The 25,019-nt window shown below is 72.6% G+C and carries 25 protein-coding genes; 11 read left to right on the forward strand and 14 right to left on the reverse strand.

Annotated elements, in window-relative coordinates; translation table 11 throughout:
• Positions 1-23: 23 nt before the first annotated feature.
• The 7 genes from OG357_RS13030 to OG357_RS13060 form a co-directional block, all read right to left on the reverse strand.
• Positions 24-1,676 carry an ABC transporter ATP-binding protein gene (locus OG357_RS13030; RefSeq protein WP_329621291.1) on the reverse strand — a complete coding sequence of 551 codons (1,653 nt, stop codon included), beginning with the start codon at positions 1,674-1,676 and terminating at the stop codon, positions 24-26.
• Positions 1,673-2,662: an ABC transporter permease gene (locus tag OG357_RS13035; protein ID WP_329621292.1), complete on the reverse strand. Its 990-nt coding sequence runs from the start codon at positions 2,660-2,662 to the stop codon at positions 1,673-1,675. Before OG357_RS13035 ends, OG357_RS13030 begins: the two co-directional genes overlap by 4 nt.
• Positions 2,659-3,651, reverse strand: coding sequence for an ABC transporter permease (locus OG357_RS13040; RefSeq protein WP_443066675.1), 993 nt, complete (start codon positions 3,649-3,651; stop codon positions 2,659-2,661). The genes OG357_RS13035 and OG357_RS13040 overlap by 4 nt, the downstream gene beginning before the upstream one ends.
• Complete coding sequence (locus OG357_RS13045) at positions 3,648-5,381, reverse strand: ABC transporter substrate-binding protein (protein ID WP_329621293.1); 1,734 nt, start codon at positions 5,379-5,381, stop codon at positions 3,648-3,650. Before OG357_RS13045 ends, OG357_RS13040 begins: the two co-directional genes overlap by 4 nt.
• A gap of 201 nt (positions 5,382-5,582) precedes the next feature.
• Positions 5,583-5,678: an Ms4533A family Cys-rich leader peptide gene (locus OG357_RS13050; protein ID WP_317598890.1), complete on the reverse strand. Its 96-nt coding sequence runs from the start codon at positions 5,676-5,678 to the stop codon at positions 5,583-5,585.
• A 101-nt stretch (positions 5,679-5,779) separates the two neighbouring features.
• Entirely contained in the window at positions 5,780-7,327 is a 1,548-nt protein-coding gene (locus OG357_RS13055; protein WP_329621294.1) for a DUF3152 domain-containing protein, read from the reverse strand.
• 8 nt (positions 7,328-7,335) lie between these two features.
• Positions 7,336-8,301 (reverse strand): alpha/beta fold hydrolase, encoded by a 966-nt coding sequence (locus OG357_RS13060; RefSeq protein WP_329621295.1) that lies wholly within the window; start codon positions 8,299-8,301, stop codon positions 7,336-7,338.
• Positions 8,302-8,443: 142 nt separating this feature from the next.
• Between OG357_RS13060 and OG357_RS13065 the strand changes: the two genes are divergently transcribed.
• The 4 genes from OG357_RS13065 to OG357_RS13080 all read left to right on the forward strand — a co-directional run bounded on the left by OG357_RS13065 (position 8,444) and on the right by OG357_RS13080 (position 10,265).
• Positions 8,444-8,659 carry a hypothetical protein gene (locus OG357_RS13065; RefSeq protein ID WP_329621296.1) on the forward strand — a complete coding sequence of 72 codons (216 nt, stop codon included), beginning with the start codon at positions 8,444-8,446 and terminating at the stop codon, positions 8,657-8,659.
• A 146-nt stretch (positions 8,660-8,805) separates the two neighbouring features.
• Positions 8,806-9,465 (forward strand): TetR/AcrR family transcriptional regulator, encoded by a 660-nt coding sequence (locus OG357_RS13070; RefSeq protein WP_329621297.1) that lies wholly within the window; start codon positions 8,806-8,808, stop codon positions 9,463-9,465.
• 137 nt (positions 9,466-9,602) lie between these two features.
• A complete protein-coding gene (locus OG357_RS13075; RefSeq protein WP_329621298.1) occupies positions 9,603-9,830 on the forward strand; it encodes a DUF3107 domain-containing protein in 228 nt (75 codons plus the stop codon).
• A gap of 165 nt (positions 9,831-9,995) precedes the next feature.
• Entirely contained in the window at positions 9,996-10,265 is a 270-nt protein-coding gene (locus tag OG357_RS13080) for a hypothetical protein (RefSeq protein ID WP_317598880.1), read from the forward strand.
• Positions 10,266-10,311: 46 nt separating this feature from the next.
• On the opposite strand, the gene OG357_RS13085 is transcribed toward OG357_RS13080, so the two are convergent.
• Entirely contained in the window at positions 10,312-11,025 is a 714-nt protein-coding gene (locus OG357_RS13085) for a ferritin-like fold-containing protein (protein WP_329621299.1), read from the reverse strand.
• Positions 11,026-11,647: 622 nt separating this feature from the next.
• On the opposite strand from OG357_RS13085, the gene OG357_RS13090 reads away from it, so the two are divergent.
• Positions 11,648-14,287: a DEAD/DEAH box helicase gene (locus tag OG357_RS13090; RefSeq protein ID WP_329621300.1), complete on the forward strand. Its 2,640-nt coding sequence runs from the start codon at positions 11,648-11,650 to the stop codon at positions 14,285-14,287.
• Positions 14,288-14,400: 113 nt separating this feature from the next.
• A complete protein-coding gene (locus OG357_RS13095) occupies positions 14,401-15,291 on the forward strand; it encodes an alpha/beta fold hydrolase (RefSeq protein ID WP_329621301.1) in 891 nt (296 codons plus the stop codon).
• 5 nt (positions 15,292-15,296) lie between these two features.
• Here the strand turns inward: OG357_RS13095 and OG357_RS13100 are convergent, their stop codons facing one another.
• Positions 15,297-16,250, reverse strand: coding sequence for an NYN domain-containing protein (locus OG357_RS13100; protein WP_329621302.1), 954 nt, complete (start codon positions 16,248-16,250; stop codon positions 15,297-15,299).
• A gap of 174 nt (positions 16,251-16,424) precedes the next feature.
• On the opposite strand from OG357_RS13100, the gene OG357_RS13105 reads away from it, so the two are divergent.
• The gene (locus OG357_RS13105; RefSeq protein WP_099054331.1) at positions 16,425-16,577 is read left to right on the forward strand and encodes a hypothetical protein; all 153 of its coding nucleotides are present in this window, start codon (positions 16,425-16,427) and stop codon (positions 16,575-16,577) included.
• 102 nt (positions 16,578-16,679) lie between these two features.
• Here OG357_RS13105 and OG357_RS13110 read toward each other — a convergent pair whose 3' ends face one another.
• The 4 genes from OG357_RS13110 to OG357_RS13125 all read right to left on the reverse strand — a co-directional run bounded on the left by OG357_RS13110 (position 16,680) and on the right by OG357_RS13125 (position 19,981).
• The gene (locus tag OG357_RS13110) at positions 16,680-17,285 is read right to left on the reverse strand and encodes a MarC family protein (protein ID WP_329621303.1); all 606 of its coding nucleotides are present in this window, start codon (positions 17,283-17,285) and stop codon (positions 16,680-16,682) included.
• A 369-nt stretch (positions 17,286-17,654) separates the two neighbouring features.
• Positions 17,655-18,515, reverse strand: a complete 861-nt coding sequence (locus OG357_RS13115; protein ID WP_329621304.1) for a PHP domain-containing protein — start codon at positions 18,513-18,515, stop codon at positions 17,655-17,657.
• 96 nt (positions 18,516-18,611) lie between these two features.
• A complete protein-coding gene (locus OG357_RS13120) occupies positions 18,612-19,250 on the reverse strand; it encodes a DUF6758 family protein (RefSeq protein WP_329621305.1) in 639 nt (212 codons plus the stop codon).
• A gap of 146 nt (positions 19,251-19,396) precedes the next feature.
• On the reverse strand, positions 19,397-19,981 hold the full coding sequence (locus tag OG357_RS13125) for a suppressor of fused domain protein (protein WP_329621306.1): 585 nt from the start codon (positions 19,979-19,981) through the stop codon (positions 19,397-19,399).
• 441 nt (positions 19,982-20,422) lie between these two features.
• Here OG357_RS13125 and OG357_RS13130 point away from each other — a divergent pair, with 441 nt between their 5' ends.
• The gene (locus OG357_RS13130) at positions 20,423-21,550 is read left to right on the forward strand and encodes a magnesium and cobalt transport protein CorA (protein WP_329621307.1); all 1,128 of its coding nucleotides are present in this window, start codon (positions 20,423-20,425) and stop codon (positions 21,548-21,550) included.
• 25 nt (positions 21,551-21,575) lie between these two features.
• The gene (locus tag OG357_RS13135) at positions 21,576-22,082 is read left to right on the forward strand and encodes a hypothetical protein (protein WP_329621308.1); all 507 of its coding nucleotides are present in this window, start codon (positions 21,576-21,578) and stop codon (positions 22,080-22,082) included.
• Here the strand turns inward: OG357_RS13135 and OG357_RS13140 are convergent, their stop codons facing one another.
• Positions 22,083-22,841 (reverse strand): hypothetical protein, encoded by a 759-nt coding sequence (locus OG357_RS13140; protein ID WP_329621309.1) that lies wholly within the window; start codon positions 22,839-22,841, stop codon positions 22,083-22,085.
• 293 nt (positions 22,842-23,134) lie between these two features.
• Between OG357_RS13140 and OG357_RS13145 the strand changes: the two genes are divergently transcribed.
• Positions 23,135-24,418, forward strand: a complete 1,284-nt coding sequence (locus OG357_RS13145) for a magnesium transporter MgtE N-terminal domain-containing protein (protein WP_329621310.1) — start codon at positions 23,135-23,137, stop codon at positions 24,416-24,418.
• Positions 24,408-24,986 carry a DUF1003 domain-containing protein gene (locus OG357_RS13150; RefSeq protein WP_329621311.1) on the forward strand — a complete coding sequence of 193 codons (579 nt, stop codon included), beginning with the start codon at positions 24,408-24,410 and terminating at the stop codon, positions 24,984-24,986. Before OG357_RS13145 ends, OG357_RS13150 begins: the two co-directional genes overlap by 11 nt.
• Positions 24,987-25,019: the final 33 nt, after the last annotated feature.

Consider the following 25,019-nt stretch of genomic DNA (forward strand, 5'->3'; position numbering starts at 1 on the left):
CGCGGCGGATCGGTTACGGATTGTCAGGCCGGGGCCAGTTCCCGGCGCCGCCCCCGGCGCTCGGCCGCGAGGACCGGGTCGAGGGACGGAACGGCGGCGAGCAGCCGGCGCGTGTACGGATCCTGGGGTGCGCCGTACACCTCCTCGACCGTGCCCTGCTCGACGATCCTGCCTTCGCGCATGACGGCGACCCGGTCGCTGACCTGCCGGACGACGGCGAGGTCGTGGGCGATGAAGACGAGCCCGAGGCCGAGTTCGGCCTGGAGCTCGGCGAGCAGCGCGGTCACCTGGGCCTGGGTGGTGACGTCGAGCGCGGAGACCGGTTCGTCGCAGACGACGACCCGGGGCTCGGCGGCGAGCGCGCGGGCGATGCCGACGCGCTGCCGCTGGCCGCCGCTGAACTCGTGCGGGTAGGCGTCGTGGCGGTCGGGTTCGAGCCCCACCCGGTCGAGCAGCTCCCGTACCCGGGAGCGGATCCGGGTCTCGTCGCGCTCCCCCGCCGCGCGCAGCGGGTCGGCGATCGACTCGCCCACGGAACGGCGCGGGTTGAGGGAGGCGACGGGGTCCTGGAAGACCATCTGGAGTTCGCGGCGGTACGGGCGCAGCTCCCGGTCCGACAGGGTGCCGATCTCCGTACCCCCGTAACGGAGCCGGCCCCCTGTCGGGTCGAGGAGCCGCACCAACATCCGGCCGAGGGTGGTCTTGCCGCTGCCGGACTCCCCGACGACGCCGAGGGTTTCACCGGCGTGGACGGTGAGGGAGACGCCGTCGACGGCGGTCACCGCGCTCTTGCCGCGTCCGAACTCCCGCCGCAGGTCGAGTGCTTCGAGGAGCGGTTCGCCGGCGGGCGCGGGGGCGGCGGGCCGCACCGGTCCGTCGAGCCGGGGCACGGCGCCGAGCAGCCTGCGCGTGTACGGCTCCGAGGGGGCGCCCAAGACCCCGGCGACGGGCCCGCGTTCGACCTCGCGGCCGCCACGCATGACGAGCACGTCGTCGACGCTCTCGGCGGCGACGCCCACGTCGTGGGTGACGAGGAGCAGTGCGGTGCCCGTCTCGCGCCGGAGCTCGTGCAGCAGGTCGAGGATCTGGGCCTGCACGGTGACGTCGAGGGCGGTGGTCGGTTCGTCGGCGACGATGATCCGGGGTGCGCAGGCGAGGGCCATCGCGAGGAGGGCGCGCTGGCGCATGCCGCCGCTGAACTCGTGGGGGCGGGAGCGGGAGCGGCGGGCCGCGTCGGGGATGCCGACCCGGTCGAGGACCTCCACGGCGCGGGTGCGGGCGTCCCGGCGGGAGCCTCCGGCGTGGATCCGGTGGACCTCGGCGATCTGGTCGCCGACGGCGTAGTAGGGGTCGAGGGCGGACAGCGGGTCCTGGAAGACCATCGCGGCGACTCCGCCGCGCAGTCTCCGCAGCTCGGCCGGGCCGGCGGTGCCGACGTCGATGCCGCCGACCCGTACGGAGCCGGTGACCCGCGCGCCCGTCCCCCGGTGGAGGCCGAGGAGGGCGGCGGCGACGGTGGACTTGCCGCTGCCGGACTCGCCGACGAGGGCCAGGGCGCGGCCTTCGCCGAGGGTGAAGGAGAGCCCGTCCACGGCCCGTACGGGGTCGTCGGCACGGCCGAACTCGACGGTGAGGTCCCGGACTTCCACCAGGGGGCCTTCGCTGTGCGGGGTCACGTCAGGACCACCCTTCGGTCGGCGGCGGCGTACAGGAGGTCGGCGACGACGCCGGCGAGGACGACGACCACGCCCATCACCATGACCACGCCGACCACCACCGGCAGGTCGATCGAGCGCACCCCGTCGAGGAGGGTCTTGCCGAGGCCGGGGATGCCGAAGAGGGACTCGGTGAGGACCGCCCCGCCGAACACGTAGCCGAGGTCGACGGCGCTGACCGCGACGACCGGCGGGATGGCGCCGCGCAGCGCGTGGCGGGTGACGACGGTCCGCTCCCCCACGCCGTAGGCGCGGAAGGTGCGGATGTGGTCCTCGGCGAGCGTCTCCAGGGTGGAACTCCTGGTGAGACGCGCGTATTTGGCGGATTCGAAGAAGCCGAGGGTCAGCCAGGGCAGCAGCATGTTCCACGCCCACTGCTCGGGGTCCTCGCCGAGGGGGACGTAGCTCGGGAAGGGCAGCCACTGGAGGTAGGCGCAGACGACCATGAGGAGCAGCAGCCCGAGGATGAAGACGGGCGTGCCGGTCGCGGCGAGGGTGAGCACGGTCAGGACGCGTTCGGTGGGGCCGCCCCGGCGCAGCGCCGAGAGCAGTCCGGTGCCGACGCCGACGACGAGCCAGACGACGAGCGCGCCGAGGGCGAGCGAGGCGGTGGCCGGGAGCCGCTCCAGGATGAGCCGGGTGACCTGCTGGTCGTTCTGGTACGAGAGTCCGAGGCAGGGCGCGTCGCAGTGCACGACGGAGGTGCCGGTGGAGTAGTCGCGGCCGGCGAAGACGCCCTGGAGGAAGTGCAGGTACTGAGCGACGACGCTCTCGTTCAGGCCTAGCCGCTCGCGCACCTGGGCGATCTGCTGGGGGTTGCAGCGCTCCCCGCAGGCGAGCCGGGCGGGGTCGCCGGGCGCCACGTAGAAGAGGGCGTACACGAGGACCGAGAGCGCCAGGAGGACGAGCGCGGCACCCGCGAGCCGCTTGAGGACGTAGCGGGTCATCGGGAGTTCTCCTTACGGGTTCCCACGCGCAGCCGGCTCGCCTCGCGCGGGTCGAGGGCCGTGCGGACGGCGTCGCCGAGGACGGTGAAGGCGAGCACGGTGACGAAGAGCAGTCCGGCGGGCAGCAGGACGTACGCGGGGTCGGCGCGGAACCAGGTCTGCGCGGTCGACAGCATCTGTCCCCAGGACGGGGTGGGCGGGGTGACGCCCACGCCGAGGAAGGAGAGGGAGGCCTCCACGACCATGTTGGTGGGGACGAGGATCGCCGCGTAGGTGATGACGGGCGCGGCGAGCGCGGGCAGCAGTTCGCGGCGGGCGGTCCGCCACCGTCCGGAGCCCGCGAGGCGGGACGCGGCGACGTAGTCGAGGCTCTTGAGGGTGAGCGTCTGGGCGCGCACGATCCGGGAGGTGCCCGCCCAGCCGAGCAGGCCGATGACGAGGATCAGCAGCAGCGGGCGGGGGAAGTCCCGGGGGACGACGGCGGTCAGCGCGATGGCGAGGACCAGCATGGGCAGGGCGACGAGCACGTCGGTGATCCGGCCGAGGAGGCCGTCGACCCAGCGGCTGCCGAGCCCGGCGGCGAGGCCGATGGCGACACCGAGGGCGACCTGGACGGCGGTGGCGCCGACGGCGACGAGGAGCGAGATCCGGGCTCCGTACAGGAGGCGGACGAAGAGGTCGCGGCCGGTGCCGGGTTCGACGCCGAGCCAGTGGTCGGCGCTCGCTCCGCCGAAGGAGCCGTACGGGACGCCGCCGCGGGCCGAGTCGACGAGGTCGTCGTGGTACGCGTACGGGTCCTGGCCCTCGAGCGCGGCGAGCAGCGGCGCGGCGAGGGCGAGGAGGACGAGCAGGAGGAGGACTCCGGCGGAGACGAGGGCGGCGGGGCGGGTGCGGATCCGCCGCCAGGCCTGCCGGGCGGCGCCCGTGGCGGGGGTGCCCGCCACGGGCGCCGTCGGAGCGGCGAGCGGTGTGTCGGTCGGTGCGGTCACTTGACCGCGACCTGCGAGATGTCGAGGACGCCGGTCCAGTCGCTGATGACGACGTTCTTGATGTCCTTGCCGACGAGCCGCTTGTAGACCGGGTGGAAGAGGGGCACGTCGAGCGCCTGCTCGCCGATCTTCTTGTCGAGGGCGCCCCAGCGGGCGGCGGCGGCCTGGAGGTCGGTGAGCTTGTTGATCTCGTCGATCTCCTTGTTCACCGCCGGGTCGTTCAGCTGGGCGTGGTTGTAGTTGGAGCCGTCGGCGACGATCTGGCGGCCGTCGAAGATCGGCGCGAGGAACGGGCCGCCGGCCGGCCAGTCGGCGCCCCAGCGGGAGAGGAAGAGGCCGGGCGCGTCCTTGACGCTCCAGCGCTTCTCGTTGAAGGAGTTGGGCTCCTGGCCGTCGAGCTTCACCGTGATGCCGGCCTTGCCGAGGGCCTCCTGCACGGCGGTGGCGATCTCGGGGCTGGTGGCGCGGTTCTGGGCGGTGGAGTGCAGGAGGGTGACGGTCAGCCCGTCCGGGAACCCGGCTTCCTTGAGGAGCTGCTTGGCCTTCTCCGGGTCGCCCGTCTTGCCGGCCGGGAAGTGGTCGTACGGCGTGAAGCCGAAGGACTTCTGCTCCGGCAGGAAGGTGGTGGCGGGCTCGGCGAGGGCGGAGCCGCCTGCGGCGTTGACGACGCTGGTGCGGTTGACCGCGTACGAGATGGCCTGGCGCACCTTCGGGTTGTCGAAGGGCTTCACCTTGGGGTTGAAGGCCAGGTAGTTGGTGAAGCCGAAGTGGCCGGTGCCGACGCGGGCGGCGAGCGCCTTGTCGGAGCCGATCTGGGCGAGTTCGGCCGGGCCGAGGTTGGTGTCGGTGGTGACGGCGGCGGAGTCGGCCCCGGTGGAGGTGGCGAGGCGCTGGTTGATGACGGCCTCGTCGAGCCCGGAGCGGACGTCGACGCGGTCCGGGTAGGCCTTGCGCTCCTCGTCGGTCTTCGGGTCCCAGTGCTCGTTGCGCTCCAGGACGAGCCGCTCGCCGTCGTTCTCGTTCTTCACGACCTTGTACGGGCCGGAGGAGACGGGGTGCTCCTCGTACGTGGCGCCGGTGTCCTTGGCCTGGGGGACGGGGGCGAACTGGGTCTGCGTGGCGACGAAGGGGAACTCACCCTCGGGCTTCCTCAGTTTGAAGACGATGGTCCGGTCGTCGGGCGTGACGACGGAAGCGAGCCCCTTCTTGTCTTTGTACGGGCCCTCGTACGTGTCGCCGCCGACGAGCCAGTCACGCAGGTAGGGGGCGCCGCCGGAGAGTTCGGCGGCGAAGGAGCGCTCGATGCCGTACTTGACGTCGGCGCTGGTGATGGGCGTGCCGTCCTCGAACTTCAGCCCCTCCTTGAGGGTGTACGTCCACTCCGTGGCGTCCTTGTTGGGGCGGCCGAGGTCGGTGGCGAGGTCGGGGACGACCTTGCTGCCCGCCGCGCCCGCCTCGCGGTTGCGGGTGGTGAGCGTACGGAAGACGAGGGAGGGGACGTTGCCGCCGCCGGAGGTGTAGAGGCGGGCGGGGTCGAAGTCGGTCTGGGCCTCGCTGTTGAGGACGGTGAGCGTGCCGCCCTTCTGCGGGGTGCCCGCCGCCGCCTTGCCGGCCGAGCCTCCCTTGGCGCCGGTGTCCTCGGGTCCCGCGCAGGCGGCGGCGCCCGAGGCCAGGACGAGACTGACGGCGGCCGCTGCCACGCGGCGCGAAATGACGGACGATTGACGCATCGGAGAAGACCTCTCGGAGAACTGCGGGCGGGGAAAAGGGAATTCCGCGCAGGCAGCGGCGAGCGGTCGGCTCTCCGGGAAGAATGCGGAGAGCCGGAACGGCACATACGAAAAGCCGCGCCTGCGGGAGGGAAACACCCGGGCGCGGAAAGGCGTCGGCGGTACGAAGGAAAAAGGGGCCGACGGGCGCTCGGGCTGGCGTCAGCTACAGAGAATGTCGGCCACGGCGTGCCGGGTCACGCCGATGAGCGCCAGCTCAATGGCGGCGCGATCGAAGGCGACGTGACGGTGCGACATGCCGAGAAATATGAACGAACGCACGAGCGATGTCAACGCGCATTCAGGGTTTCCCGAGACGCATGTCTCACCATGTGATCATCACCGGATCGGACGGAACATCAACTTCCGGGATACACCCAGGGGTTGGGACGGCAAGCGATTCCGCCGACCCGCAGCGACTTCGTCTGCTGCTGCATCACGGGCGCGAGCGCTCCGGGCGTGCTGCAGCTCACATGACCGTGCCCGAGCCGGTGCCCGACCTCGTGATTGATGAGCATCTGGCGATACGCGTGCATGGCCTTGGGTCCGAAGGTCTCCGAGCCCTGCGCCCAGCGGTACGCGTTGATCATCACGCGCTCGGTGTTGGCGGAATCGCAGGACACGTTGTCGACGGTCGTGTCGAGTCCGGACTTGTCGCACCACTCCCCGGTGGTGCCGGGGCTCGCGAGCGTGATGACGAACTCGGGCTCTCCTGTGGAGATCCGCTCGAAGGTCATCGCCCCCTGACCGGCCCAGCTGCGTTCGTCGTTGAGCGTCTTGTGCACGGCCGAGGCGAAGAGCTCGGGGTCGAGTCCGATCCCCTTCTCGACGTCAATCCGGTAGCGGACGAGCCGCCCCTTGCCCGGCGCCTTCTGGAAGCCGGGCACGGCCTCGAACTCCCCGGAGCCGTCCAGCTTCGGGTCGATCGGGAACTGGCGGGTCATCAGCTGCTCGTACGTCGGCGCCGGGGCCGCCGAGGGCGCGGAGGGCTGGGCGGGCTTGGCGGTCGCCGGACGCGAGGGGGTGATCCGGTCGTCGGAGCGGGAGGCGGAGGTGTCGCCCGAGGCGCGCTCGGCCGGGCCGTCGGCAGCGCGCGTGGTGCTCGGCGCGTCCCCCCGGTCGGCGACCTGTCCGGCGACGACGACGGCGAGGACGGTGGTGACGGCGGCGGCCGCGATGCCGGTGAGGGTGCGGCCCTTGAAGGTCCGGCCGGCCGGCCCGTCGGCCGGGTTCTCGGCTTCGCCTTCCGCGTCGGTCAGGCTCTCGCGCCGGGGCCCGGGGATGAACGGCCCCTGGGGATCGGCCTGTTCGGACGGGGGCGCGTCCTGCTCGGGCGCGGCGGCCCGGTGCGAGCCGCGCCGGCGGCCGTACCCCTCGGGCCCCGGTCCGGTGCCCTCGTCGTGCTGCGGATGCCCGCCGCGTACGGGAGCGGGAGTGGTCCCGTAGGCGGGGATGCCGTACGCGGGCGTGCCCGGGGTCCCGTGCGCCGGGGTGTCGTAGGCCCCGCCGCCGTAACCCTGATTGCCGTAACCCTGCCCGCCGTACCCCTGGCCGCCGGACGTCTGCGGCCCGGACGTCTGCGGCCCGTATGTCTGCGGCCCGTACGGAGACGACCCGTACTGCGGGGCTCCGTACTGAGGCGCTCCGCTCTGCTGCGCTCCGTACCGAGGGGTCCCGTGCGCGGGCGTACCGGCGGCGTCCTGGCCGTCGCCCGGCGCCCTGCGGCGGCGCCCCGTCCCCGAGGCCTGCCCGGGTGCTCCCCCGGTCTGCGCGGTCCCGGCTGTCCGGGGCTGCCCGGCCGCGCCCTGCGGCGCCGTCCCCGTCGTCCCCGTCGTCCGTCCGGCCGCCGCACGCTGCTCGGTGCCCGGCACCGAGGGCGCGGGGCCCTTGCGACTATGTCGTCCCACGCCCCGGCTCAGCTCCCGCCGTCTTCGGCGATCAGTTCCCGCGCGGCCTGGGCGACCGTCTCGGGGTACTCCATCATCGCCACGTGCCCCGCGTCCGGCAGGGTCAGCAGGCGCGAGCCACGGAAGGCGGCGGCCGCCTTCCGGGCCATCCTGTACGCGACGAGCTGATCGCGCCCGCCGTAGACGAGCAGTGTCGGGGCGAGCACGCGCTCGGCCTGCCGCCACAGCCCGTGCTGCCCGCCGAGCGTGTACGCGTCGACGATGCCGCGGGAGGAGCGGGCCATGGCGTCCCAGAAGTACGGGAGCTCCAGGCGCCGCTCCATCTCCTCGACGGCGTGCCGGAGCCCCTCGTCGCTGACCCGGCCGGGGTCTCCGTAACAGAGCGACAGCACCCCGCGGACCCGCTGCTCGGGCGTCCAGTCCCGGGAGAGCCTCGCGAAGAGCGAGGCGACGCCGGGCACCGCGAGCATCACGGTGGGCCAGGCGGTGCGCTGGGCGCGCAGCTCGGGCAGGGCCGGGGCGATCAGGGTGAGGGTGCGGACCAGGTCGGGCCGCACGGCGGCGACGCGGGTGGCGACGGCGCCGCCCAGCGAGTTGCCGAAGAGGTGCACCGGTCCGCGCCCGCCGGCGTCCAGGAGCCGGATGACGGCCCGGGCGTGCCCGGTGACCGAGTAGTTGCCGTCGTCGGGCGGCGGGGAGTCGCCGAAGCCGGGCAGGTCGACGGCCTCGCCGTCGACCTGGTCCGCGAGCAGCGGCATGAGCGCCGACCAGTTCTGCGAGGAGCCGCCCAGACCGTGGACGTACAGCGCGGGCGGCAGACCGGCGCGGATGCCGGGGCGGGCGCGCACGGTGAGGGTGAGTCCGGGCAGGGCGACGGAGCGGAGCTCCTCGCCGTCGGCGACCCGTACGGCGCGGATCCGCGACGCCTGCGGTGCGGCGGCGGTCCGGGTTTCCGGCAGCTCGGTCGAGGACATGGCCGCAATATTACGAGACGATCACGCGGGGGCGCGTGTGGGTGCCGTCACAAGTGCGTGTGCGGCGGGGCGCGTGTGCTCCTACGCTCGAAGGGAGGGCCATCGGAGCGGACCGCGGACCCCGCGCGCCGGAAGGAACCGCATGACTGTCGATCCGACCGAGCCGGACACATTCGCCGAGGAAGAGGCCGCAGTGCTCGACCAGGAAATCCCCGAGGCCGACGCGGCCGAACAGCACACCGAACTGCAGCAGCGCGAGGACGAGCACCCCACACATATCGAGCACGAGTCGGCGAACGAGGCCGACGCGTCCGATCAGACGCGCGTCGTCGCCCTCGACGAGGACGACTACCGCTGATTTGTTCGGTTTAATCTTGAATCGACTGTCGACCAGGGCGTCCGGTCCGTGAAATTCTGCGTTCGCACCGCGCACAGCCGGGTTACCCAAAAGTACGATGGCCGCGCGGCGCGACAGCGCGCATGGATCGATTCTTGGGAGGCCGCGTGAGCGCCATCGAGCAGACAGAGGCCGCACGCCCTCGGGGCACGCGCCTGCCGCGGCGCGCCCGACGGAACCAGCTGCTCGGCGCGGCCCAGGAGGTCTTCGTCGCCCAGGGGTACCACTCGGCGGCGATGGACGACATCGCGGAGCGGGCGGGCGTCAGCAAGCCGGTGCTCTACCAGCACTTCCCCGGAAAGCTGGAGCTCTACCTGGCCCTGCTCGACCAGCACTGCGAGTCCCTCCTGCAGTCGGTGCGCACGGCCCTGGCCTCCACCACGGACAACAAGCTCCGGGTCGCGGCGACGATGGACGCCTACTTCGCGTACGTGGAGGACGAGGGCGGCGCCTTCCGGCTGGTCTTCGAGTCCGATCTGACCAACGAGCCGGCCGTGCGCGAGCGCGTGGACCGGGTCAGCCTCCAGTGCGCCGAGGCGATCTCCGACGTCATCGCCGAGGACACCGGGCTCTCGAAGGACGAGTCGATGCTGCTCGCCGTCGGGCTCGGCGGCGTCTCCCAGGTCGTCGCCCGCTACTGGCTGTCCAGCGAGTCGGTGATCCCCCGCGAGAAGGCGGTGGGGCTGCTGACCTCGCTCGCCTGGCGCGGCATCGCAGGCTTCCCGCTGCACCCGGTCGACGGCCAGCTGAGCGCCGAGGGTCACTGACTCTCCTCGGGGCATTCCCGCGGAGTGTTCGCTCCTGGCGTGCCGCCGCTGAGCCGTGCGCGTCCCCTCACCGGGCTAATGTGTGCAGCGTACGGCGCGGAAGTCGCGCAACGCTGACCGTTCGGAGGGACATAGCCGTGGAGGTCAAGATCGGCGTGCAGCACGCACTGCGGGAGATCGTTCTGGAGAGCGGGCAGTCCGCCGAGGAGGTGGAGCGCGCGGTGGCCGACGCTCTGGCCGGCAAGGCGCAGCTGCTCAGCCTCTCGGACGAGAAGGGCCGCAAGGTCCTCATCCCGGCCGAAAAGATCGCGTACGTGGAGCTCGGCGAGCCCGCCGTGCGTCGGGTGGGCTTCGGCGCCCTCTGAGTCCCGGATCTACGGGAAAGGCCCGGCGGACCGTCACGGTCCGCCGGGCCTTTTCGTCTCGAATGGCCACGTCAGGGGGTACGGGGAGGATTGCCGCCGAGGCGCCTGGGGTAGGAGGGCTACGACCGCACCACCCGCCCCGCAGCACCCGCGAGGTGATCCGCCGTGTTCCTGGAAGCCCTCGGTTCCGCCCTGCTCGGCTTCGCCCTGGCCTGGGCCGCCGTGCAATGGCTGGCCGACCGCCTCCCCTCCCGGGGGACCGTCCTCATGACCGGCGCGGTGGGCGGCGTCTTCGGCGCGCTCGTCACACACGGGGCGCTGGGCCCCGGCCACTTCCTCGCCACGCTCATCGGCGCGGTGGCGGTCGCGGCGGTGCTGCTCTCGCTGCTGATCCGCCCGGCCTCGCGCCGGCTGCGACGATCAGCGGCGGCGTGAACAGCGCCACTCTCCGACGAACGAGCCGTACGACAGGACTCAGGGCCTACGCGGCCAGGCCGAGCGCGGCCATGCGCTTCGTGTGGGCCTCGGTGATCCGGGAGAACATCCGGCCGACCTCGGCGAGGTCGAAGCCGTCCGCGACACCGCCGACCAGCATCGTCGACAGCGCGTCGCGCTCGGCGACCACGCGCTGGGCCTGCGAGAGCGCCTCGCCCATCAGGCGGCGCGCCCAGAGCGCGAGCCGGCCGCCGACGCGGGGGTCGGCGTCGATCGCCGCGCGGACCTTCTCCACGGCGAAGTTGCCGTGGCCGGTGTCGTCGAGCACCGACAGGACGAGACCGCGCGTGTCGGAGTCGAGCCGGGCCGCGACCTCCCGGTAGAAGTCGCTGGCGATCGAGTCGCCGACGTACGCCTTGACGAGGCCCTCCAGCCAGTCCGACGGCGCGGTCTGGCGGTGGAAGTCGTCGAGCGCCTTGGCGAAGGGCTCCATCGCGGCGGTCGGCTCGGCGTCCACGGCCGCGAGCCGGTCCCGCAGCTGCTCGAAGTGGTGGAACTCGGCCGAGGCCATCTTCGCCAGCTCCGCCTTGTCCGCGAGGGTCGGCGCCAGCTTGGCGTCCTCGGCGAGCCGCTCGAAGGCCGCCAGCTCTCCGTAGGCCAGCGCGCCGAGGAGGTCGATCACGGCGGCGCGGTACTGCGGCTCGGTGGATGCCGTGGCCCAGTCCTCGGCGGCGATTCCCTTGTGCTCGCTGTCTGTCACGGCAAACCTTCCGATTCCGCTGCGGCGCACCGCGGCCGGCTGCTAGCGTCCCTGCTACGCGTCACCGCGTCGGGCAGGGCTTGTCCGTCATGAGGCTGCTTCGCAGCCGAGTGAGAAGCCCCTCGCGGGGAGGAGTCACGGAGCGCACAATAGCCCGCGCTCAGCGCATGGGAAGACCCCGTCCGGCACCGCCGGGCGGGGCCCTCGACAATTCGGCCCAGCACGGATGCGCGAATCCGGGGTACAGTGGTAATGCGCCTGCTGAGTATGCGGACATGCTTTCGCACGTTCGGACGTATCCGGTGGGCCGACTCATGAATGAGGATGCCCGGTCGGTGGCCCGATCGGCTCCGGCCCGACAGCCCTTCCGGCGGACCCGCGGAAGGGTCACCTCAGCGGTTCGACGCTCGAGCGACGGCAGTGGTCCCGCGCCACCTGGCTGCGATCTTCACGATCCGGCCGGAAGTATCCCGGCACGGTACGACCCCCTTCGTTCGCCTCGTCCCGCGTCCACAGAAGAGGCAGCACCCTGACTACGACTTTCCGAGAGCTCGGAATCCTTCCCGAGACGGCCGAGGCCCTTGAGGCCGTCGGCATCGTCACCCCCTTCCCCATCCAGGAGATGACCCTTCCGGTCGCCCTCACCGGCACCGATGTCATCGGCCAGGCCAAGACCGGCACGGGCAAGACCCTCGGTTTCGGCCTTCCGATCCTGGAGCGCGTCACCGTTCCCGCGGACGTCGAGGCCGGCCGGGCGAAGCCCGAGCAGCTGACCGACGCCCCGCAGGCGCTCGTCGTCGTTCCGACCCGCGAGCTGTGCCAGCAGGTCACCAACGACCTCCTCACCGCCGGCAAGGTGCGCAACGTCCGCGTACTCGCCATCTACGGCGGCCGCGCGTACGAGCCCCAGGTCGAGGCGCTCAAGAAGGGCGTCGACGTCATCGTCGGCACCCCCGGCCGTCTGCTCGACCTGGCCGGCCAGCGCAAGCTCGACCTCTCGCACGTCAAGGTCCTCGTCCTGGACGAGGCCGACGAGATGCTCGACCTGGGCTTCCTGCCCGACGTCGAGAAGATCATGAACATGCTTCCGGCCAAGCGCCAGACCATGCTGTTCTCGGCGACCATGCCGGGCGCGGTCATCAGCCTGGCCCGCCGCTACATGTCGCAGCCCACGCACATCCGGGCCACCTCGCCCGACGGCGAGGGCGCGACCGTCGCCAACATCAAGCAGCACGTCTACCGCGCGCACAACATGGACAAGCCGGAGATGGTCTCCCGCATCCTCCAGGCCAACGGCCGCGGGCTCGCGATGATCTTCTGCCGTACGAAGCGCACGGCGGCCGACATCGCCGAGCAGCTGGAGCGGCGCGGCTTCGCGTCCGGCGCGGTCCACGGCGACCTCGGCCAGGGCGCCCGCGAGCAGGCGCTGCGCGCCTTCCGCAACGGCAAGGTCGACGTCCTCGTCTGCACCGACGTCGCCGCGCGCGGCATCGACGTCGAGGGTGTCACCCACGTCATCAACTACCAGTCGCCGGAGGACGAGAAGACGTTCCTCCACCGCGTGGGCCGCACCGGCCGCGCGGGTGCGAAGGGTACGGCCGTGACGCTGGTCGACTGGGACGACATCCCGCGCTGGCAGCTCATCAACAAGGCGCTGGAGCTGGACTTCCACGACCCGGCCGAGACGTACTCGTCGTCCCCGCACCTCTACGAGGAGCTGGACATCCCGGCGGGCACCAAGGGCATCCTGCCCCGCACCGAGCGGACCCGTGCGGGTCTGGGCGCGGAGGAGCTGGAGGACCTGGGCGAGCCCGGCGGACGCCGTGGGCGTGCCCCGAAGGCCGACAAGGTCGAGAAGGCCGAGGAGTTCCCGGCCCGTACGCGGACCCCGCGCCAGCGCCGGCGTACCCGTGGCGGCAGCGACGCCGGTGACGCTCCGGTGTCGACGGCTCCGGCCACCGCCGTGTCCGCCGCTCCGGCCGCTCCGGTTTCCGAGGACGCGCCTGCCGAGTCCGGCCCGCGTACCCCGCGTCGCCGTCGCCGTACCCGTCCGGGCAACCCCGGCACCGCGCAGACCGCTCCGGTCACCGCCCAGCCGGTCCAGGCCGCTCCGGTGGTCCAGGCCGCTCCGGCGGCTCCGGTCGTCGAGGCCGCTCCGGCCCCCGTCGCCGAGGAGCCGAAGGCCCCCCGTCGCCGTGCCCGTGCCGCCCGCCCGGAGGCCGTGACGGCCGCGTTCGTCGCCCCGGCTCCCGTGGCCCAGGAGGCCGCCCCGGCCCCGCGTCGTCGCCGTCCCCGCGTCCTGCGGCCGGTCGAGGACACCGTTTCCTTCCAGACGGTCGAGACCGCCGCGGCCGCCCTGCGGAACGCTCCGGTCGCCGAGGCGCCCGCCGCCCCGGTCGTCGAGGCCCCCGTCGAGGCCCCGGCGGAGCCGAAGAAGGCACCGCGCCGCCGCACGGCCAAGAAGGCCGTCGCGGAGCCGGTCGTCGAGGCCGTCGCCGCTCCGGTGGTCGAGGCCGTCACGGTCACCGCCGAGGTCACGGCCGAGGTTCCCGCCCCGCGCCGTCGCCGTGCGGTCCGCAAGGCCACCGGTTCCCCGGTGGCCGCCGAAGCGCCGGTGGCCGAGGCCCCCGTCGCCGAACCGGTCGCCGAGCCGGTCGTCGAGGAAGCCCCCAAGGCTCCCCGCGCCCGCCGCACCGCCCGCAGGCCCGCCGGATCCCCGGTGACCGCCGAAGCGCCGGTGGCCGAGGCCCCGGTCGCCGAGCCGGTCGTCGCGCCGGTCGTCGAGGAGGCCCCCAAGGCTCCCCGCGCCCGCCGCACCGCCCGCAGGCCCGCCGGATCCCCGGTCACCACCGAGGCACCGGTGACCGTGATCGAGGCCCCCGTCGCCGAACCGGCCGCCGTGCCGGTCGTCGAGAAGGTCGCCGAGCCGGTCGTCGAGGAAGCCCCCAAGGCTGCCAAGGCTCCGCGCGCCCGCCGCACGACCAAGAAGGCCGCGGCCGCCGAGGTCGTCGTCGAGGCCGTCGAGGCCCCGGTCGCCGAGGAGGCCCCGAAGGCCCCGCGTCGCCGCGCCACGAAGAAGGCGGTCGCCGCCGAGGCGCCCGACGCCTCGGAGCCGAAGACGCCCACGCGTCGTCGTACGACGAAGAAGGCCGCGGCCGCCGCCGAGGCCCCGGCAGTCGAGGCCGCGGTCGCCGAGGAAGCCCCCAAGGCTCCCCGTCGCCGCACCACGAAGAAGGCGGCGGCGGCTCAGCCCGAGAGCTGATCCCCGCCCCCGTCACGGCCGTGCGGCCCGGTCCCTTCCCAGGGGCCGGGCCGCACGGCCGTTGTGGCAGGCGCCCCCGAGCCCTGCCCCGTTCGCGCCGTTACAGTCCAGATATGAGCAAGCCCCGTTCCCTCGCGCTCCCGCCCCGCACCCGCGCCCGCCGACTGGCGACCGCACGGGGTGACTTCGCCGTCCTCGACGCGATGCCCGAGGGCGAGCGGCGGGGGACGGTGCTGCTGCTGCCCGGGTACACCGGCAGCAAGGAGGACTTCCTGGCGCTGCTCGGGCCGCTGAGCGAGGCCGGGTACCGGGCGGTGGCGGTGGACGGGCGGGGCCAGCACGAGACCCCGGGCCCCCGTGGCCGGGCCGCCTACCGGCGCAGGCCGCTCGCCCTCGACGCGGTCGCGCAGGCCGCCGCCCTCGGCGACGGGCCCGTCCATCTGCTCGGCCACTCCTTCGGCGGCCTCGTGGCCCGCGCCGCCGGCTCCCTCGCGCCCGCCGCGTTCCGCTCGCTCACCCTGCTCTCCTCGGGCCCCGGCCGCGTCGCGCGACCGCAGCGGATCCGGATCCGGGTCCTGCGGGGCGCGCTGGCGCTGCTGCCGAAGGAGCGGGTCTGGCAGGCGATGTGCTGGCTGGACGGCAGGGGCGAGGAGCCGGACACGGGCGACGCCCCGGAGCTCACGGGCTTCCTGCGACGGCGCTGGATGCGGACCCGGATCGCCCAGCTCGCGGGCGCCGGGCGACTGCTCCTGAGCGATCCGGACGGTACGGCGGAGCTGCTGGAGCTGCGGATGCCGCTGCACATCGCGTACGGGGCGGACGAGATGGTCTGGCCCCCGGCGGAGCTGGCCGCGGCGGCGGCCCGCACCGGCGCGCACCACACGGTGGTCGAGGGCGCCGGCCACTCCCCCAACGTGTCGCACCCGCGCGAGCTGACGGACCGGCTCACCGGCTTCTGGGAGCGGGTCGACGCCCGCGCGGCAGCCGGTGCGGCCGCCCCGTAAGCCCCTCAGTACTGCGTCTTGAGGTGCTGCCAGAAGCCGTCCCGCAGGGCCCGACGCAGGGAGGCGTGCCCGCGCAGGGAGCGGCTGAGCAGGCGCTCCGCCTCGACGAGCAGGTCCTGGTCGACGGGGCCCGGGAGGTAGGGGGCGCCGGGCAGGAGCTCCCCGAGGCGGTCCCGGCCGCGCTCGGCGAGCCAGGTCGCGGCGATCTGGGCGCCGACGAAACGGACCTCCTCGCGGGAGGGCGGCGGCTCGCCCTCGTTCTCGTACGTCGTGACGGGGCGGCGGGTGACGTACGGGCGGCAGAAGTCCAGCTCGAAGGTGCGCTGGCTGTCGACCTCCCAGAGGAGCGCCTCGGCCTGGTTGCGGCCCTCGGCGGCCTCGATGCCCCAGAGGTGGACGCGGGCCCCGTATCCCTGGGCGGCCTCGACGGCCGAGACCAGGTCCTCGTCGCCGCCGACGAGGGCGGCGTCGCTGATGGCACGGTGACGGGCGAGGGACTCCAGATCGGTGCGGATCAGGGAGTCGACGCCCTTCTGCTGGTTGTTGGCGTTGAGGTTGCCCAGGCGCACCTTGACGTCGGGCAGCTCGGCGATGGCCTGCTGTTCGGGGGTGTGGATCCGGCGCCGGGCGCCGTCGTACCAGTAGACGCGGAGCAGTCTGCTGTCCGCGAAGATCGTGCGGGCCTTGTCGATGAAGGCCTCGATCAGGCCCTCGGCGTCGAGGTCGAAGGAGCGCCGGTCCTCGGTGCCCGTCACCAGCAACCCGGCCGCAGCATGGACGTAACCTGCGTCGACGAAGATGGCGTGGGTGGAAGGGGTTTTGGCTACCTCGGCCAGCATCCGCTGGAGGAGCTCGTTGGTGCGCTCCACGCGGGCGTCGAGCGCGCTCAGGCGGGCGTCGATCGACTGCGCGTCGGTGGGGGCGTCGGCGGGTGCGTCGGTGGTCTCTGCGTCGTTCATACGGGGCTCATTCTCCGCCGCCGGCGGCCCTGCCGCCACACCCCCTACCCGCTAGTAGTTAGACATCCGAAAATTTTCCTTAGCGTAAGGAATGTTTGCAGGGTGCACTTCGTTGGACACATACGTAACTCAGTTCTCCTTCAGGAGGATCAACTCAGACGAAGGGAGAAGCCCATGCGCTTCGAAATCCTGCGCCTCGACGACATCGACGGCACGCCCGTCGACAGCACGGTCGTGGACGCCGCCTCCGTCAATCGGATCGTGCAGCAGGCCGCCGCGATCGGCCAGCGCATCTGGATCCGCCCCGCCGAGACCTCGGCCTCGTAACAGGCCAGGTCCACACCACGCACCGCGCCCCCGCACGGACTTCGCAGAGCGGAATCCGTACGGGGGCGCAGTGGCGTCCGGAACCGGCCCTGCTGCGGGGTCTCAGGCCCCCTGGATCACCTGGGTGACGCCGTTGATGATCTGCTGCACCGCGATGGCGGAGAGCATCATGCCGGCGAGGCGGGTCACCAGGACCACGCCGCCGTCCTTGATGACGCGGATGATCAGCAGCGAGTAGCGCATGGTCAGCCAGAGCACGACGTGCATGGCGACGATGGCGGCCCAGACGGAGACCTGCGCGGCGGCGCTGTCGGCGTGCTGCACCGCGAGGATGACCGAGACGATCGCGCCCGGCCCGGCGAGCAGCGGCATGCCGAGCGGCACCAGGGCGACGTTCACGTCCTTCGTCTGCTTCGGCTCGTCGGTCTTGCCGGTGAGCAGGTCGAGCGCGATGAGCAGCAGGAGCAGACCGCCCGCGATCATCAGCGCGGGTACGGAGACGTGCAGGTAGTTCAGGATCTGCTGCCCGAGCAGGCCGAAGACGGTGATGACGCCGAACGCCACGGCGACGGCCTGCCAGGCCATCCGGCGCTGGACCTTGGCCGGCCGGCCGGAGGTGAGGGCGAGGAAGATCGGCGTGATCCCGGGGGGATCCATGATCACGAAGAGGGTCAGGAACAGCGAGCCGAAGACGGCGACGTCGAACACGGTGGGGTGCCTTGCGGGAGAGTCGAACGGTGGGGTGTGGGCTCCCACTGCCGGAATGTGGAGTTCCGCCAGCGGGCCGACGTGGGTACGTCCACCGCGGGGCACGGAGCCGCGCAGGGTGACGTGAACGGGTACGGGTGGGGGCGGCCGGGGATCCTCGCGGAGAGGACCGGGAGAGCGGGTGCGGCCGGTGCGACCGGCAGGACACCGCACCCCACGGGACGAGCACGGGCGCGGACGCGACGCGGGCCCGCATCGTGGCGACCGCCGCGGCTCGTCCGCTCCGGACGCTCGCCGAAAGCCGAGAACCGAGAACCGAGAACCGAGCCGGAAACCGACGGCCGTGCGCCTCGGCCCTGCCCCCTGGGGCTAGACCGCTCCCCCCGTGCCGGGGACCGCGAAGGCCCCTGTGGCACGGCGGATGATCTCGCCGAAGATCTCGGGGTCGGTGGTGTAGTCGCCGAGGCGACAGGTCTTGCGACTGCCGTGGTAGTCGCTGGAGCCCGTGGCCAGCAGCCCGAGCTCCTTCGCGAGCCCGCGCAGCCGCGCGCGCGTCGCCTCGTCGTGGTCCATGTGGTCGACCTCGATGCCGTCGAGTCCGGCGTCGGCCAGCCGGGCTATCGCCGCCTCCGGCACGACCTCGCCGCGCTTGACGGCGAGCGGGTGCGCGAAGACGGTGACCCCGCCGGCGGCCTTGACCAGGCGGATCGCCTCGACGGGATCCAGCTCGTGCTTCTCGACGTACGCCCGGCCGCCGTCGGCGAGCCAGTCGAGGGTGAAGGCCCCGGAGACGTCCGGGACGACCCCGTGCTCGACGAGCGCCTCGGCGACGTGCGGGCGGCCGACGGAGCCGTCGCCGGCGATCCGGGCGACCTGCTCCCAGGTGACGGGGACGCCGAGCTCCTGGAGCTTGCCGACCATGGCCTGTGCGCGCGGCACGCGGTCGTCCCGGACGAGTTCGCGCTCGGCGAGGAGCGCGGGCTCCTCCGGGTCGAAGAGGTACGCGAGCATGTGCAGGCCAATGCCGTCGAGCCGGCAGGACAGCTCGGCGCCGGTGACGAGGGTCAGCCCCTCGGGCAGCGCGGCGATCGCCTCGGCGTGGCCGCGGGTGGTGTCGTGGTCCGTCAGCGCGACGACGTCGAGCCCGGCGGCGGCCGCGTTCCTGACGAGTTCGGCCGGCGAGTCCGTACCGTCGGAAGCCGTGGAGTGGGTGTGCAGATCGATGCGCACGACGCGGTACTCCGGGGGCTCGGCACGGACGAGGGACGCTTCAGCATAACGGGCGAATCGAACAGCCGTGTACGGATCCGGTCACCCGGTCGCCCGTTACTTCAGCAGCCTCGGGGTGAGTGCGCCGCACGGCAGGAGCTCGACTTCGGCGCCCGCGTCCCGGAGGTCCGTCAGGACCAGCTCGTCGTACATCAGAAGGCCGGACTGCTCGGGCCAGACGATCGCCCACAGCCAGAGGCCGCGCGCCTCGCCCGCGAAGACCGCGCGGTCCTGCGGGGTGCCGGTGACGTGCCACAGCGGGGTGGGGCGTCCGGCGGCGAGCACCTTCGCCTGGGGCGGCTTGTCGATGGCCATGCCGGAGCCGGGGTCGAGGCCGTCGATGCCGGCGTACCGCGCGCCGAGGCCGACGCCGAGCTCCTCGGCGATCAGGAGCAGCTCGCCGAGCCCGCCGAGCGGGCCGGGACCCGAGCACGCGACGGCTGTCGCGCGTGCGCCGCTGCGATCGTCACCGGCGCACGCGACGCCGGTGTAGAGCCAGCCGACGGGCAGGGGCCACGGCATCCACACCGGTACCTGGGACCGGTGCACCACGACGTCGAGAGCCTCGACGCTGGGTGGGAGCACGGGCTGGAGCGGGTGCACCGAGCCGTGCACGTCACACTGCCAGGAGTCGGCGAAGAGACCGGGCGCTCTGACCCTGCCACCGCACTTCGGACAACTGGGTTCGCCCCTCATAGGGCTCAACGGTCCTACCCCTCGGGCCGCGCGTCAAGGACGGCCCGCGGACGATCACCCGTCCGGCCCGAGCCGTTCACCCGGGGGGTGCGAGCGCGGCACGGGGACGCGGCACGGGTCCGCGACACCGGGGCGCGGCCCGGGCCTCAGTCCAGGCTCACGGACGCGCGCAGCGGGTCGCGCAGATCGGTCCCGCGCGCCAGCCAGCGCTCCTCCAGGGCCTGCGCCCCGTGCACCCGCTTCCACGCCGCCTCGTTCGGGGTCATCGGGAGCAGCGGCAGGAAGCGGACCGGGTCGAGCGGTGCGTCCAGCTCCAGGTCCCCCACCAGGCCGCCGGACTCGGCGACGAGGACCGAGCTGAAGCCGGCGCCCGGCCAGAGGGGATCGCCCACGTCGAGCGAGGCGCCGGGGGCCACGACCACGCCCTCGACCTGCGGGGTGGCGGCGAGCACGGCGAGCGGGCGCAGCACCTTGTCGGTGTCGGCGAGGCCGGCCCGTACGGTGAGGACGAGCTCCGCGCGCGGGCCCTTCACGGGGTCGGCGAGGGCAGCGGTCGGATCGGCCATCGGCGAGGCGGACATCCCGAGGGTCGCGTACCGCACGAGGTCGCCGTCGACGAAGCGCAGCACCTCGATCCGGTCGGTGCCGAGGAACGTCACCGCGGCCCGCGCGTCCGGTTCTCCGAGTGCCGTCCGCAGCCGGGCCTCGACCAGAGCAAGAACTTCTCCCATGACTTGAGCATAAAGCGCGTATGGAACGGGCAAAGTCAAGGATTGACCCTCTGTCGGCTGATAGTCTTGGCCGCTGGTCGGGAGTCACGAACTCCTGATTACTCGTCACACGTCATCCCCCACGGGGGACCGGCCGGAGGAGGTGGGGCTGCGATGGACCGAAGTCGGTCGGGCAGTACCAGTCGCTCTTCCGCCCCGCACCCGAGCCCGGTGCGCTTCACCCTCCGGTGATCCCAGGTCCCGTACGGGACCCGCCTTCTCCGACATCGGGCATCCGGCATCTCGCACGACGGAAGAGCATTTCGCCTTTGCCTGTCTGTAGCGAACGCCGTCACCGCGATCCCCCGGTGCCGCCCGCTTTGTGGACGACGTAGCTCCACGTCCCCATTCCGGGCTGTGCCACGCATCGCACCGACGGCCTCTCCGTGAAGGAGCATGCCCATGTCGATGATCCGTGACCTGCGCGCCGCCGTCCGGCCGAGCCTGCGGCACACCCTGCGCAAGACCCCCACCACGTACACCTCGTACGACCCCACCCGCGACCACTCGGCCTCCAGCGCCGTCGTCGACTGCGCCGTCTACCGCGACGGGAGCCGGGTCGACGACCGCGACTGCCTCACGCCCCGCGGCGCGATGAGCCAGGTACGGGAGAGCGGCGGCTTCGCCTGGATCGGGCTCCACGAGCCGACCGAGGCCGAATTCGCCGGTATCGCCGCCGAGTTCGGGCTGCACCCGCTCGCCGTCGAGGACGCCGTCCACGCCCACCAGCGGCCCAAGCTGGAGCGGTACGACGACACCCTCTTCACCGTCTTCAAGACGATCCACTACGTCGAGCACGCCGAACTCACCGCGACCAGCGAGGTCGTCGAGACCGGCGAGGTCATGTGCTTCACAGGACCCGACTTCGTCATCACCGTCCGGCACGGCGGCCAGGGCTCCCTGCGCAACCTCCGCCACCGTCTCCAGGGCGAGCCCGAACTCCTCGCCAAAGGCCCCTCGGCCGTGCTGCACGCCATCGCCGACCACGTCGTCGACGGCTACATCGCGGTCGCCGACGCCGTCGAGCTGGACATCGACCAGTTGGAGATCGACGTCTTCTCGCCGAGCGCGAAAGGCTCCACCCGCGGTACGGACACGGGCCGGATCTACCAGCTCAAGCGTGAGGTACTGGAGTTCAAGCGGGCCGTCACCCCGCTCCTGCGCCCCCTGACGCTGCTCAGCGAGCGCCCGATGCGGCTGGTCGACCCCGACATCCAGAAGTACTTCCGGGACGTCGCCGACCACCTCGCCCGCGTCCAGGAGCAGGTCGTCGGCTTCGACGAGCTCCTCAACTCGATCCTCCAGGCCAACCTGGCGCAGGCGACCGTCGCGCAGAACGAGGACATGCGCAAGATCACCTCGTGGGCGGCGATCGTCGCCGTCCCCACGGCGGTCTGCGGCGTCTACGGCATGAACTTCGACCACATGCCCGAGCTGCACTGGAAGTACGGCTACCCGATGGTGCTCACCGGCATCATCGTGGTCTGTTTCAGCATCCACCGCATGCTCAAGCGCAACGGCTGGCTCTGAGGACGAAGGCAATAAGCTTCGGGCCATGACTGAAGAGCTGCCCGGGTCCGCCCTCGTCGAGGAGGCCACCAAGAAGTCCGGCCTCGTCTGGGTGCGCGGGACCGGTCCGTCCCGCGCGCTCTGGCACGTCTGGCACGACGGCGCCGCGCACGTCGTCGGCGACGGTCCCGGCGAGCAGCCGCTGCCGGGCCTCGCGGACGGCGGGACGGCCGAGGTCACGGTCCGCAGCAAGGACAAGGGCGGGCGGCTCGTCACCTGGACGGCCGCCGTGCGCGAGCTTCCCCCGGGCACGGAGGAGTGGGACGCCGCGGTCGCCGAGCTGAAGGGCAAGCGGCTGAACGCGACGGACGGCGAGGCCATGACGGGGCGCTGGGCGCGCGAGTGCCGCGTGCTGCGGCTCGACCCCCGCTCCTCGACGACGGAGCTGCCGGACGGCTCCCTGGCCGCCGTACCGCTGCCCTCGGAGGCCACGACCCGCCGGCCGGTGCCGGCGGCGCTCCCGAAGCTGCTGTTCCGGAAGCGCCGCAAGTAATCAGGTCCGGGGCAGCTGCTTGCCGTAGTCGAGGGTCTCTTCCTTCGACGGCTCCGCGAGCGGGAAGTCCTTGTTCCACTCGGAGAGCACCACGACGCCCGCTCCCCCGCCCCGCGCGAACTGCAGCGGGTACGGGGAGCCCTCCAGGGCCACGTCGAGCGTGCCGCCCTCGCCCTCCGCGCCGCCCTTGACCTTGATCGTGCGGACCCCGCCGATCTGGTCGCGGTCGCCCTTGACCTTCTCCCCGTGCAGGCCGATCAGCCCGTCGAGGAGCACGTCCATGTCGGTGAAGCCGCGGAACTGCTTGTACGAGGGGTCGCCCTGCGGCACCTTCACGTACATGTCGTCGAGCTTGTCGGCGGCCTCGGTGTCCGCCTCGGTGGGCTCGTCGTCCGACGTGTCGTCGTGCGCCCAGAAGCCCGCGTCCGCCTTCAGGTAGAGCGCGTCGCCGATCCGCAGCAGCTCGAAGGTGCTGTTCTTCGTCGTCACCGAGCCGGCGGCGCCGTCCTGCTTGAGCCGCATGTTGAGCTTGAAGGTGCCGCCCTTGCTGACGAGCGTGCCCGCGAGCCGTACCGCCTTCGCCGTGTCGGCGGCCGACTGCGCCTCCTTCTCGATCTCGGGCGCGGAGAGCCTCCCGACCCCGTTGGTCCCCTCGTCCGGATCGGCGCCGCAGGCGGTGAGTCCGACCGTCAGCCCGGCGCAGAGCGCCAGGGGCGCGACGGCCCTGCGGATACGCGATGACGGGGTACGAACGGCCATCTGCGCTGCCTCTCGTGTCGTGGGGGTACGCCGGGCCGTGGCCCGTACGGGGTGCCGTGGACGGCCGTCGGCCGGGCCGGGCGGAATGGCCGGGTCCGGTGCCGGGGCCGCGTGGGGGAACGGCAGACCGCAGCGTACCCGGGCCAGGTGACGGGCCCCGCAGCCAGCCGTACGGAGTCGCTGCCGGAGCGGGGCGGAACAGCACGGGCTAGCCTGAACCCGGCAAAGCTCTGCAATCACCGGCAAAGCACTTGCCACGACTCGAATCGTGCGGCACCGAGGAGGCGCGTGGCATGGCGGCAGGCGCCCCCCGGATCTTCGTCTCGCACCTCGCGGGGGTCCCGGTCTTCGACCCCGTCGGCGACCAGGTCGGCCGCGTCAGCGACCTCGTGGCCATGCTCCGCGTCGGCCGCAGACCGCCCCGGCTGCTCGGCATGGTCGTGGAGGTGCTGAGCCGCCGCCGCGTCTTCGTCCCGATGACCCGCATCACGGGCGTCGAGTCCGGCCAGGTCATCACCACCGGCGTCGTCAACATGCGCCGCTTCGAACGGCGCCCCACCGAGCGGCTCGTCCTCGGCGAGCTCCTCGACCGGCGCGTCCGGCTCGTCGGGCCCGGCGGGCAGGAGGGCGAGGAGGTCACCGTCCTCGACGTCGCCATCCAGCAGCTGCCCGCCCGCCGCGACTGGGAGATCGACAAGGTCTTCGTCCGCAAGGGGAAGGGCGGGGTGCTGAGCCGCAAGGGCGAGACGCTGACCGTCGAGTGGTCGGCGGTCACCGGCTTCTCCCTGGAGGAGGAGGGGCAGGGCGCGGAGAGCCTCGTCGCCACCTTCGAGAAGCTGCGCCCCGCCGACCTCGCCAACGTCCTGCACCACCTCTCGCCCAAGCGGCGCGCCGAGGTCGCCGCGGCCCTCGACGACGACCGGCTCGCCGACGTCCTCGAAGAGCTGCCGGACGACGACCAGATCGAGATCCTCGGCAAGCTGAAGGAGGAGCGCGCGGCCGACGTCCTGGAGGCGATGGACCCGGACGACGCGGCCGACCTGCTGTCCGAGCTGCCCGAGGAGGACCAGGAGCGGCTCCTCACCCTGATGCAGCCCGACGAGGCCGCCGACGTGCGCCGGCTCCTCTCGTACGAGGAGCGCACGGCCGGCGGTCTGATGACGACCGAGCCGATCGTGCTGCGGCCGGACGCCACGGTCGCGGACGCACTCGCCCGGGTGCGCCAGCAGGACCTGTCGCCGGCGCTCGCCGCGCAGGTGTACGTGTGCCGGCCGCCGGACGAGACGCCGACCGGGAAGTACCTGGGCACGGTGCACTTCCAGCGGCTGCTGCGGGACCCGCCGTTCACGCTGGTCAGTTCGCTCGTCGACAGCGACCTGCCGCCGCTCGGCCCGGACACGCCGCTGCCCGCCGTCACCAGCTACCTCGCCGCGTACAACATGGTCGCCGCGCCCGTCGTGGACGAGAGCGGTTCGCTGCTCGGCGCGGTCACCGTCGACGACGTGCTCGACCATCTGCTGCCGGAGGACTGGCGGGAGACCGAGTTCCACGAGGAGGGAACCGGGCATGGCCGCTGAGCGGGGGCACGAGAGGGAGCGGGAGAGGGAGAGGGAGCGGGACCGGCCGATGGTGGCCCGGATCCGGCTCGACCTGCCGCGCGAGCGCCGGGCCCGGTTCCTGCCGGAGTACGACCCGGAGGCGTTCGGGCGGATGTCCGAGCGGATCGCCCGCTTCCTGGGGACCGGGCGCTTCCTCGTCTGGATGACCCTGACGATCATCGTCTGGGTCATGTGGAACATCTTCGCCCCGGCGTCGCTGAAGTTCGACGAGTACCCGTTCATCTTCCTGACGCTCGCCCTGTCCCTCCAGGCCTCGTACGCGGCCCCGCTGATCCTGCTCGCGCAGAACCGGCAGGACGACCGGGACCGGGTCAACCTCGAACAGGACCGCAAGCAGAACGAGCGGTCGATCGCGGACACCGAGTACCTGACCCGGGAGATCGCGGCGCTCCGCATGGGCCTCGGCGAGGTCGCCACGCGCGACTGGATCCGCTCGGAGCTCCAGGACCTGATCAAGGAGCTGGAGGAGCGCCGGGATCTATTCCCCTCGGGCGAAGGTCACGGAAGTGACGTACCCGACCGTTGACAGCCCTTTCATGGGCCGGTGGTCGGCGCCGTA

The organism is Streptomyces sp. NBC_01255, assembly GCF_036226445.1.
In the GTDB taxonomy this organism is placed as follows: Bacteria; Actinomycetota; Actinomycetes; order Streptomycetales; family Streptomycetaceae; genus Streptomyces.

Excerpts from the sequence above, each read along its gene's own strand:
- OG357_RS13035 (WP_329621292.1), bottom strand. The coding sequence starts at position 2,662 with ATGACCCGCTACGTCCTCAAGCGGCTCGCGGGTGCCGCGCTCGTCCTC.
- OG357_RS13045 (WP_329621293.1), bottom strand. The coding sequence starts at position 5,381 with ATGCGTCAATCGTCCGTCATTTCGCGCCGCGTGGCAGCGGCCGCCGTC.
- OG357_RS13050 (WP_317598890.1), bottom strand. The coding sequence starts at position 5,678 with ATGTCGCACCGTCACGTCGCCTTCGATCGCGCCGCCATTGAGCTGGCG.
- OG357_RS13060 (WP_329621295.1), bottom strand. The coding sequence starts at position 8,301 with ATGTCCTCGACCGAGCTGCCGGAAACCCGGACCGCCGCCGCACCGCAG.
- OG357_RS13065 (WP_329621296.1), top strand. The coding sequence starts at position 8,444 with ATGACTGTCGATCCGACCGAGCCGGACACATTCGCCGAGGAAGAGGCC.
- OG357_RS13090 (WP_329621300.1), top strand. The coding sequence starts at position 11,648 with ATGACCCTTCCGGTCGCCCTCACCGGCACCGATGTCATCGGCCAGGCC.
- OG357_RS13095 (WP_329621301.1), top strand. The coding sequence starts at position 14,401 with ATGAGCAAGCCCCGTTCCCTCGCGCTCCCGCCCCGCACCCGCGCCCGC.
- OG357_RS13100 (WP_329621302.1), bottom strand. The coding sequence starts at position 16,250 with ATGAACGACGCAGAGACCACCGACGCACCCGCCGACGCCCCCACCGAC.
- OG357_RS13105 (WP_099054331.1), top strand. The coding sequence starts at position 16,425 with ATGCGCTTCGAAATCCTGCGCCTCGACGACATCGACGGCACGCCCGTC.
- OG357_RS13120 (WP_329621305.1), bottom strand. The coding sequence starts at position 19,250 with ATGAGGGGCGAACCCAGTTGTCCGAAGTGCGGTGGCAGGGTCAGAGCG.
- OG357_RS13125 (WP_329621306.1), bottom strand. The coding sequence starts at position 19,981 with ATGGGAGAAGTTCTTGCTCTGGTCGAGGCCCGGCTGCGGACGGCACTC.
- OG357_RS13130 (WP_329621307.1), top strand. The coding sequence starts at position 20,423 with ATGTCGATGATCCGTGACCTGCGCGCCGCCGTCCGGCCGAGCCTGCGG.
- OG357_RS13135 (WP_329621308.1), top strand. The coding sequence starts at position 21,576 with ATGACTGAAGAGCTGCCCGGGTCCGCCCTCGTCGAGGAGGCCACCAAG.
- OG357_RS13140 (WP_329621309.1), bottom strand. The coding sequence starts at position 22,841 with ATGGCCGTTCGTACCCCGTCATCGCGTATCCGCAGGGCCGTCGCGCCC.
- OG357_RS13145 (WP_329621310.1), top strand. The coding sequence starts at position 23,135 with ATGGCGGCAGGCGCCCCCCGGATCTTCGTCTCGCACCTCGCGGGGGTC.
- OG357_RS13150 (WP_329621311.1), top strand. The coding sequence starts at position 24,408 with ATGGCCGCTGAGCGGGGGCACGAGAGGGAGCGGGAGAGGGAGAGGGAG.